The organism is Bacillus sp. GW823-FHT06A10 (assembly GCF_058795375.1).
In genome coordinates this window covers 599,357-609,028 of record NZ_JBXAHT010000003.1, presented here as the reverse complement: position 1 = coordinate 609,028, position 9,672 = coordinate 599,357, and the positions used below count along the sequence as shown (strand labels likewise).

Annotated in this window: 6 protein-coding genes and 1 rRNA gene; all 7 read right to left on the bottom strand. The window is 35.7% G+C overall.

The window, feature by feature from the left end; genetic code table 11:
* A 16S ribosomal RNA gene (locus AC1Q8M_RS23805) occupies positions 1-269 on the bottom strand; the annotation flags it as partial.
* A 241-nt stretch (positions 270-510) separates the two neighbouring features.
* A complete protein-coding gene (gyrA, locus tag AC1Q8M_RS23800) occupies positions 511-2,982 on the bottom strand; it encodes a DNA gyrase subunit A (RefSeq protein ID WP_001282866.1) in 2,472 nt (823 codons plus the stop codon).
* Between the two features lie 88 nt (positions 2,983-3,070).
* The gene (gene gyrB, locus AC1Q8M_RS23795) at positions 3,071-4,993 is read right to left on the bottom strand and encodes a DNA topoisomerase (ATP-hydrolyzing) subunit B (RefSeq protein ID WP_000435980.1); all 1,923 of its coding nucleotides are present in this window, start codon (positions 4,991-4,993) and stop codon (positions 3,071-3,073) included.
* Between the two features lie 39 nt (positions 4,994-5,032).
* Positions 5,033-6,160 (bottom strand): DNA replication/repair protein RecF, encoded by a 1,128-nt coding sequence (recF, locus tag AC1Q8M_RS23790; RefSeq protein ID WP_000470755.1) that lies wholly within the window; start codon positions 6,158-6,160, stop codon positions 5,033-5,035.
* A gap of 12 nt (positions 6,161-6,172) precedes the next feature.
* Complete coding sequence (gene yaaA / locus AC1Q8M_RS23785) at positions 6,173-6,385, bottom strand: S4 domain-containing protein YaaA (RefSeq protein WP_000680510.1); 213 nt, start codon at positions 6,383-6,385, stop codon at positions 6,173-6,175.
* Positions 6,386-6,512: 127 nt separating this feature from the next.
* Entirely contained in the window at positions 6,513-7,658 is a 1,146-nt protein-coding gene (gene dnaN / locus AC1Q8M_RS23780; protein WP_001212886.1) for a DNA polymerase III subunit beta, read from the bottom strand.
* A 179-nt stretch (positions 7,659-7,837) separates the two neighbouring features.
* A complete protein-coding gene (gene dnaA / locus AC1Q8M_RS23775) occupies positions 7,838-9,178 on the bottom strand; it encodes a chromosomal replication initiator protein DnaA (RefSeq protein ID WP_000428028.1) in 1,341 nt (446 codons plus the stop codon).
* Positions 9,179-9,672 lie beyond the last annotated feature (494 nt).

Genomic DNA, 9,672 nt, shown 5'->3' with positions numbered 1-9,672 from the left:
ACCTCACCAACTAGCTAATGCGACGCGGGTCCATCCATAAGTGACAGCCGAAGCCGCCTTTCAATTTCGAACCATGCGGTTCAAAATGTTATCCGGTATTAGCCCCGGTTTCCCGGAGTTATCCCAGTCTTATGGGCAGGTTACCCACGTGTTACTCACCCGTCCGCCGCTAACTTCTTGAGAGCAAGCTCTCAATCCATTCGCTCGACTTGCATGTATTAGGCACGCCGCCAGCGTTCATCCTGAGCCAGGATCAAACTCTCCAATAAAGTTAGTTTGTCTAGCATCTAAAAATAAAAATTGACGTTTCACGTTGTTTGTTTCGTTCAGTTTTCAAAGTTCAATATCGCGTTTCAGCGACTTTTATAATATATCATAGTATATTATTTTCGTCAACAAGTTTTTCAAGATAATTTGTATCTCTCATTTGCTGACTCTGCCTATTATATAGACTTTTCTATTACTATGCAAGTATTATTATAAAAAAATAAGAGGGGGAAAATCCCCCTCTTATTCTTCAGAAGAAACCTCTTCATTAGATTCTTCTTCTTCATCTTTCTGTGCTTTTGCTACTGTCGCTACCTCTTGCTCATCCTCTAAACGAATTAGACGAACACCTTGTGTATTACGTCCCATTTGAGAGATTTGATCAACTGGCATACGAATAATAACGCCTGCGGCTGTAATTAGCATGATGTCTTCTTCACCTGTTACAGACTTAACCGCTACTAACTTACCGTTTTTATCTGTAATGTTACAAGTCTTAAGACCTTTACCACCACGACTTTGTAGTCGATACTCTTCAACTGGAGTACGCTTACCATACCCGTTTTTCGTTACAATTAAAACATTTGTATCTTCTTCAACAATTTCCATACCTACTACTTGGTCCTCTTCGCCTAATGTAATAGCTTTTACACCAGCTGCATTACGGCCCATAGAACGTACATCTTGTTCATTGAAGCGAATTAACATACCGTTGCTTGTCCCTACGATAATATCTTTATCGCCAGATGTTAAACGTACAGAAATCACTTCATCTTCTTCACGAAGCGAAATTGCAATTAAACCGTTTGTACGTATATTTGCAAATGATGAAAGTGGCGTTCTCTTAGAAATACCTTGTTTCGTTGTAAAGAATAAGAACTGGTCGTCACCAAATTCACGAATTGGAATAATGGCATTGATCCACTCACCCTTATCTACCCCTAATAGGTTAATAATTGGTAGCCCTTTTGCAGTACGACTATACTCTGGGATTTCATATCCTTTCGTACGGTATACTTTACCCTTGTTTGTAAAGAATAAAATATGATCATGAGTAGACGTTGTTAATAAGTGTTCAACAAAGTCATCATCATTCGTACCCATTCCTTGTACACCACGTCCCCCACGGTTCTGTGTTTTGTACGTAGAAGCTGGTAACCTCTTAATATAACCGTTATGAGTTAACGTAATCGCAATGTTTTGCTCAGGAATTAAATCTTCATCTTCAATAAATTCCATACCGCCAATTGTAATTTCTGTTCGTCTCTTATCATTGAAACGCTCTTTTACTTCTGTTAATTCTTCACGAATAATCTCAAGAACTTTCTCTTCATCTGCTAAAATCGCTTTTAATTCAGCAATTAATTTCATTAAGTCTTGATATTCTTGCTCGATTTTTTCACGTTCTAATCCAGTTAAGCGTTGCAGACGCATATCTAAAATCGCTTGCGCTTGTTTCTCACTTAAACCGAAACGTTCCATTAAGCCTTGCTTTGCAATATCAGCCGTTTTTGAACTACGAATTAACGTAATAACTTCATCAAGATGATCTAAAGCAATTCGTAATCCTTCTAAAATATGGGCACGTGCCTCTGCTTTTTCTAATTCATAAGCAGTACGTCTACGGATTACTACCTTCTGGTGCTCCAAATAATGATATAAGTTTTGTTTTAAATTTAGTACTTGAGGCTCTCCATTTACAAGAGACAACATATTAATACCGAAACTTGTTTGAAGTGCTGTATGTTTATATAGATTGTTTAATAGTACGTTTGCATTAGCGTCACGACGTACTTCCATGACAATACGCATACCATTTCGGTCTGATTCATCACGTAAATCTGTAATACCTTCAATTTTCTTATCGCGAACTAATTCTGCGATTTTTTCAATTAATCGTGCCTTATTAACTTGATAAGGTAGTTCCGTTACGATAATAGATTGTTTGCCATTTGATTTCTCTTCAATTTCAACTTTGGCACGAAGCATAATAGAACCTCGTCCTGTTTCATAAGCTCTCCGGATGCCACTTCGCCCTAAGATTAAACCTGATGTCGGGAAGTCTGGCCCAGGAATATATTCCATTAATTCCGCGATAGTGATATCTGGATTATGGCTTAATGCCAACACACCATCAATTACTTCGCCAAGTTGATGTGGCGGAATATTTGTTGCCATACCAACTGCAATACCTGTCGTACCGTTTACTAATAAATTAGGGAAACGCGCTGGTAATACAATCGGCTCTCTTTCCGAACCATCGTAGTTATCTTGGTAATCAATTGTATTTTTTGAAATATCACGTATTAATTCCATAGAAATCTTAGACATTCTTGCCTCTGTATAACGCATTGCTGCTGCTGAATCTCCATCTACAGAACCGAAGTTACCATGCCCATCTACAAGCATATAACGTTGACTGAAATCTTGCGCCATACGTACCATTGTTTCATAAACGGCTGAATCTCCATGAGGGTGATACTTACCGATTACTTCACCGACAATACGTGCTGATTTCTTATACGCTTTATCAGCTGTAATTCCTAAATCATTCATCGCATATAAAACCCTACGATGCACAGGTTTTAATCCATCACGAACATCTGGTAATGCACGAGATACGATAACACTCATTGCGTAATCTAAAAATGAGGTACGCATTTCATGACTAATATTAATTTCTCGAATTCGTGCTTGTTGTTGATTGTCTGACATCAACGAGCACCTCCTCTTACATTTCCGTTACACATACATTGATTTATATGTAGAAGACAGGAATACTTAGATTCCTGTCATTACTCATTTAAATATCAAGGTTTTTCACGTATTTTGCATTCTCTTGGATAAAGTTACGACGCGGTTCCACTTTATCACCCATTAAAATTTCAAATGTTTCATCTGCTTCTATTGCATCTTGAAGGGAAACTTGAAGTAACGAACGTACTTCTGGATCCATTGTCGTCTCCCATAGCTGAGTTGGATTCATCTCTCCAAGACCTTTATAACGTTGAATTCCTGGTTTCGGCTGGGCTGGTAACTCAGCTAATATTTTTTCAAGTTCTTTATCATTATAAGCATATTGAATTTTTTTACCTTGTTGCACTTTAAACAAAGGTGGCTGTGCGATATATATATATCCACACTCAATTATTTGACGCATATAACGATAGAAGAACGTTAATAATAGGGTACGAATATGCGCACCATCAACATCAGCATCGGTCATAATAATAACTTTATGATAGCGTGCTTTTTCGATATCGAAGTCCCCACCAATATTTGTACCAATCGCCGTAATAATTGTACGAACTTCATCATTTGATAAAATCTTATCTAAGCGTGCCTTTTCAACATTAATAATTTTACCCTTCAGCGGTAAAATTGCTTGAAAATGACGATCGCGTCCTTGTTTTGCAGATCCACCCGCAGAGTCACCCTCTACGATATAAATTTCACTAATTGCTGGATCTTTAGAAGAACAATCTGCCAATTTCCCTGGTAAACTTGAAACTTCTAAAGCACTCTTTCGGCGAGTTAGCTCACGAGCCTTTTTAGCTGCTACACGCGCACGTGCTGCCATCGTCCCTTTATCTACAACCTTACGTGCAACATTGGGATTTTCCAGTAAGAATTTTTCAAAAGCCTCAGAGAATACTGACTCCGTAATCGTTCTCGCTTCACTATTTCCAAGTTTCGTCTTCGTTTGCCCTTCAAATTGTGGATTTGGATGTTTAATTGACACGATTGCTGTTAAACCTTCACGAACATCTTCACCAGTCAAATTACTATCCGCATCTTTTAAAATGTTATTTTTACGACCATAATCGTTAATCACACGTGTTAAGGCAGTTTTAAATCCTACCTCATGTGTACCACCTTCATACGTATGAATATTATTTGTAAATGAGTAAATATGATTGGTATATCCTTCGTTATATTGAAGCGCAACTTCAACTTGAATACCATCTTTTGAACCTTCTACATATACAGGCTCTTCATGAATTGGTTGTTTTGAACGATTTAAATGTTCAACATATGATTTAATTCCACCTTCATAGTGGAACTCTTTCTTTTGCTTATGTTCACGTTTATCTTCAATTGTTAATTTAATATTACGATTTAAAAACGCCAACTCACGCATACGAGTCGCTAGCGTATCGAATTCATATTCTGTCGTCTCTTTAAAAATTTCTGGATCCGGTTTAAAGCGAGTTATTGTTCCAGTCTTATCTGTATCACCGATGACTTTTAAATCTGCAACCGGAATACCTCTTTCGTATTTTTGGTAATGGATTTTGCCATCACGATGTACAAATACTTCTAATTCTGTTGATAAGGCATTTACAACAGATGCACCAACACCGTGCAAACCACCAGAAACTTTATAACCGCCACCGCCAAATTTACCACCAGCGTGGAGGACAGTCATAATAACCTCTACTGCAGGACGTCCCATTTTTTCTTGTATACCAACTGGAATACCACGTCCATTATCCGTTACAAGAATACTATTATCTTCTTCGATACTAACGTTAATTTCATCGCAATATCCTGCTAACGCTTCATCGATACTATTATCGACAATCTCCCATACAAGGTGGTGAAGTCCCTTCCCACTCGTAGATCCAATATACATACCCGGACGTTTCCGAACTGCCTCTAGTCCTTCAAGTACCTGTATCTGACTTTCATCATATGCATTTTCTTGCATTTGTTTTTGTTCCATTGACACAAAGATCACCTACTTTTCCATTTAAACAGGGGTTTATGCCCTATCTATTTCACAATCTACCGTGCCGTTCGTTACATGAATTGTTTTCGCATCTTTTAATGTTTCGTGTTCAATTCCGTCGACACTCGTCGTTGTAACAAATGTTTGCACCTTTCCTTGAATTGTATTTAACAGATGTGATTGACGATAATCGTCTAATTCTGATAAAACATCATCCAGTAAAAGGATTGGATATTCTTTAACCTCTGAATAAATTAATTCAATTTCAGCTAATTTTAGGGATAGTGCGGTCGTTCGTTGTTGTCCTTGCGAACCAAAGACTTGAACATTTTTACTATTAACGAAGAATTGTAAATCATCACGATGAGGACCAATTAAAGTCGTACCACGGAAAATTTCACGTTGTTTCACAGATTGAAAACTTTCATAGTATACTTCTTTTATTTTCGACAAATCCATTGATTCTGATACATCTACACTTGGTTTATAGACAATTTCTAACTCTTCTAATCCACGGCTTATACCGCGATGAATTGGAGCTGCCCATTCCTGTAGCAAATGCAAAAATTCAAAACGTTTTTGCAGTATTTTTGCACCATGCTCAATTAGTTGAAGGGTAAATACATCCAACATCGTTTCCTCATTCTTACTATTCCCTTGCATTTTTTTCAACAAGTGATTTCGTTGCGTGAGCACCTTTTGATATTGACTTAATTCATACAAATATACAGGAGCTATTTGTCCTAATTCCATATCTAAAAAGCGTCTTCTTACTTGAGGGCTTCCTTTTACAAGATTTAAATCTTCTGGGGCAAACATGACAACGTTCATCACGCCAATATATTGACTTAACTTTTGTTGTTCAAGTTGATTTAATTTTGCCTTTTTACCTTTTTTCGAAATATTTAATTCCAAAGACAAAGAACTGTTTCTTTTTTGTAATTTCCCTTTTATTTGACCAAACTCTTCATCCCAGCGGATAAGTTCGCGATCATTAGAGGTTCTATGAGATTTCGCCATCGCTAAAACATAAATAGCTTCCATCAAGTTTGTTTTCCCTTGTGCATTTTCGCCGATAATTACATTTACCTTATCTTCAAAGGAAAGCTCTAATTTTTCATAATTGCGATAGTTTTTTAATTGTATTTCTGAAATAAACAAAGGGCTCCCCCTTTATGCCTGAACTTGGAAAGTTCCGCTTCCTGGAATTTCAATAACATCATTCGCATATAGTTTGCGACCTCTTCTATTTTCAAGTTCGTTGTTCACGTACACTTCATATTCTTGTAAAAACCATTTTACAGCGCCACCTGTATCAATTACATCAGCTAACTTTAAAAATTGTCCTAGTGTAATATACTCTGTTGAAATTTTAATATGTTTCATAAAATCGCTCACTTTCTGAAAGTGTTCATTCTTTCATTGTACTAAATAAACTAACATTAGGAAAGTAATACCCAAAAATCAAATAAGGGCCACTAGCATCTTTAAACTAGCAACCCTTATTCCTTACCTAGTAAGTACGAACTGGTAAAATTAATTGAATAATTGAATCATCATTTACTGTACGAATTAAGAACGGTCTCATCGCCCCAGTAAAACTAACTTTAATCTCTGTACTATCCAAGGCTTTCAATGCATCCATCATATATTTTGCACTAAAAGATATTTTTAACTCTTCTCCATCCACTTTTTCACATTGTACTTCTTCGACAACTTTTCCGATTTCTGGTGAATTCGAAGAAATCTCTAGCATTTCTTGCTCTAAAGTTGATAATTTGACAACGTTATTGCGGCCATCTCTCGCTAATAGTGAAGCACGATCAATTGCTTGTAGGAATTCTTTTGTATTCACAAAAATATCCGTTTTACTCTCTGCTGGAATTAAACGTGTTGTATCTGGATAATTTCCTTCTAACAATCTTGAGAAGAATAATAAATGTTTTGTACGGAATAATACTTGATACTCCGTAATAACGATATCCACCATTTCTTCAGACTCATCTAGAATCTTACTTAATTCATTTAAGCTCTTACCTGGGATAACAACATTAGCTTGAAATTCATCTGCAATATTATGTCCTTCGATTTTCGCTTTTCGAAGTGCTAGTCTATGACTATCTGTTGCAATACAAGTTAACTCGCTGTTATATACCTTCCAGTTTACACCTGTCAAGATTGGTCTTGTTTCAGAAGTAGAAACTGCAAATACAGTTTGTCTGATCATATGCTTAAGTAAATCTGTTGGTATCTTAAATACATGATGTTCTTCAATCTGTGGTAATAACGGATATTCTGCAGAATCTAAACCATTTAAGTTAAATTCTGATTTTCCAGATTTTATTTTTGTCATAAAATGATTTTCCACAGAAATTTCGACAGTATCTTTAGGTAGTTTTTTTACAATCTCACTAAAATATTTTGCTTGTAAAACAATGCTTCCTGATTGAGCTATTTCTACGATTTCTTTTCCATTTTCTTCGACAGGAATAAACGATTCAATAGAAATATCAGCATCGCTTCCTGTTAATGTAACCCCTTCTTCAGTAGCTACAACTTTAATTCCCGTAAGGATAGGGATTGTTGTACGAGAAGAAACTGCCTTCATTACATCTTGTACACCTCTTACAAGATAGTCTTTTTGTATTGTAAAACGCATAAAGAAAAACCTCCGGTAAGTATAAGATTTTATTTAATTAATAAAGATAAAAAAATAGTAGTAATAGTAATAGGGCTTGTGGATATGTGGATAACCCCTTTGAAGGATGTAAAAACAGTCTATCTACATGTGGATAGACTGTGCGTAAAACAAGGTAAGTTATTCACACTATTCAGCTACTACTTTAAAATACCATTAATTTCTTCAACTTGCTTTTGTAATTGCGTATCGGTTTTTAGTAGTTTAGAAATTTTTTCATGGGCATGGATAACTGTTGTATGATCACGTCCACCAAATTCTTCACCTATTTTTGGTAAAGAGGAATCCGTAAGTTCGCGTGATAAATACATTGCAATTTGGCGAGGAAACGCAACTGATTTTGTGCGTTTTTTCGCTTTAAAATCTTCTAATTTTACTTGATAAACGTCTCCGACAGCTTTTTGAATATCATAAATAGAGATAATTTTCGGCTTAGAATTTGGAATAATATCTTTAAGTGCTTCAGCTGCTAAATCAGCATTAATATCTTTATTAATTAAAGATGAATAAGCTACAACTCGGATAAGTGCACCTTCTAATTCACGAATATTTGAATCAATTTGATTTGCGATATAAAGCATAACTTCATTTGGTATATCAAGCCCTTCAGCTTTTGCCTTTTTGCGTAAAATTGCAATTCGTGTCTCTAAATCTGGCGGCGTAATATCTGTAATAAGTCCCCATTCAAAGCGAGAACGAAGACGATCTTCTAAAGTTGGAATTTCTTTTGGTGGTCGATCACTAGAAATTACAATTTGTTTACTTTCTTCGTGTAATGCATTAAATGTATGGAAAAACTCTTCTTGAGTTTGTTCTTTTCCAGCAAGAAATTGAATATCATCTATCAATAAAACATCTACGTTGCGATATTTATTACGAAAATCAACAGCTTTATTATCACGAATAGAGTTAATAAATTCATTCGTGAATTTTTCTGATGATAAATATACAACTTTTGCATTTGGATTATGTTCAATTACATAATGACCAATTGCGTGCATTAAATGCGTCTTTCCAAGCCCAACTCCCCCGTAAATAAAGAGTGGATTATACGCTTTAGCTGGCGCCTCGGCTACAGCTAATGAAGCTGCATGGGCAAAACGGTTACCAGAGCCGATAACAAATGTATCAAATGTATATTTTGGATTTAACATGCTCTGTGGTAAATGAGCTGAATCATCTTGTGCTGGATTCCGCTTAACTGGAGGAAGATCAATGTCCTCTTCCGATTGACTTTGGGGAATAATAAAGCGAATTGCTAATTTTGCCCCTGTTAAATCGTATAGTGTTTCCGAAATTAGTTCTGAGTAATGAGATTCTAGCCAGTCACGAGCAAATTCATTTGGAGCTGTAATCGTTAATACGTCTTTCTTCAAGTTATGAGCCGTTGTTGATTTTAACCATGTTTCATAACTAGGCTTGCTTACCTTTTTTTCTAATTCTTTTAAGGCACTATTCCATAAATCAGAGATATTTTCCAAAGGTGTCCCTCCTTTACTAAGATGGTAAAAGAATAAGGTTGCGCAACAAATGTACAACCTAATAAATATAAAATGTATATTTATACGAAACGTATTTTAAAACCTAAAAACGTCGTTTGTATATGAGATAGGGTTTTCGACAAAAAAAGCAAATGTGGACAACTATTTACCCACATGTGATTAAAACTGTCCACATGTTATACACAAATTGTGGATAAGATAAAGGTGTGGAAAACTTATTCAAAGTGAAAACACAACTATAATATCAAAAAAAAGTGGCTATAGCAATGAATTTAAGAAAGTTATCCACAAAATCAATACCTTGTGGAATAAACTTGTCCACAACACGATATACTGTGTAAAAGTGGGAAAAAAGTTTGTGGATATAAAAAACGTGAAAAAACATTTATCCACAAGGAAATATAGATGCTGTGAAAAAGTATGTGAATAGGTTCAAAATGAATATTTGATGAAAATTTCTAGAACCATTGACA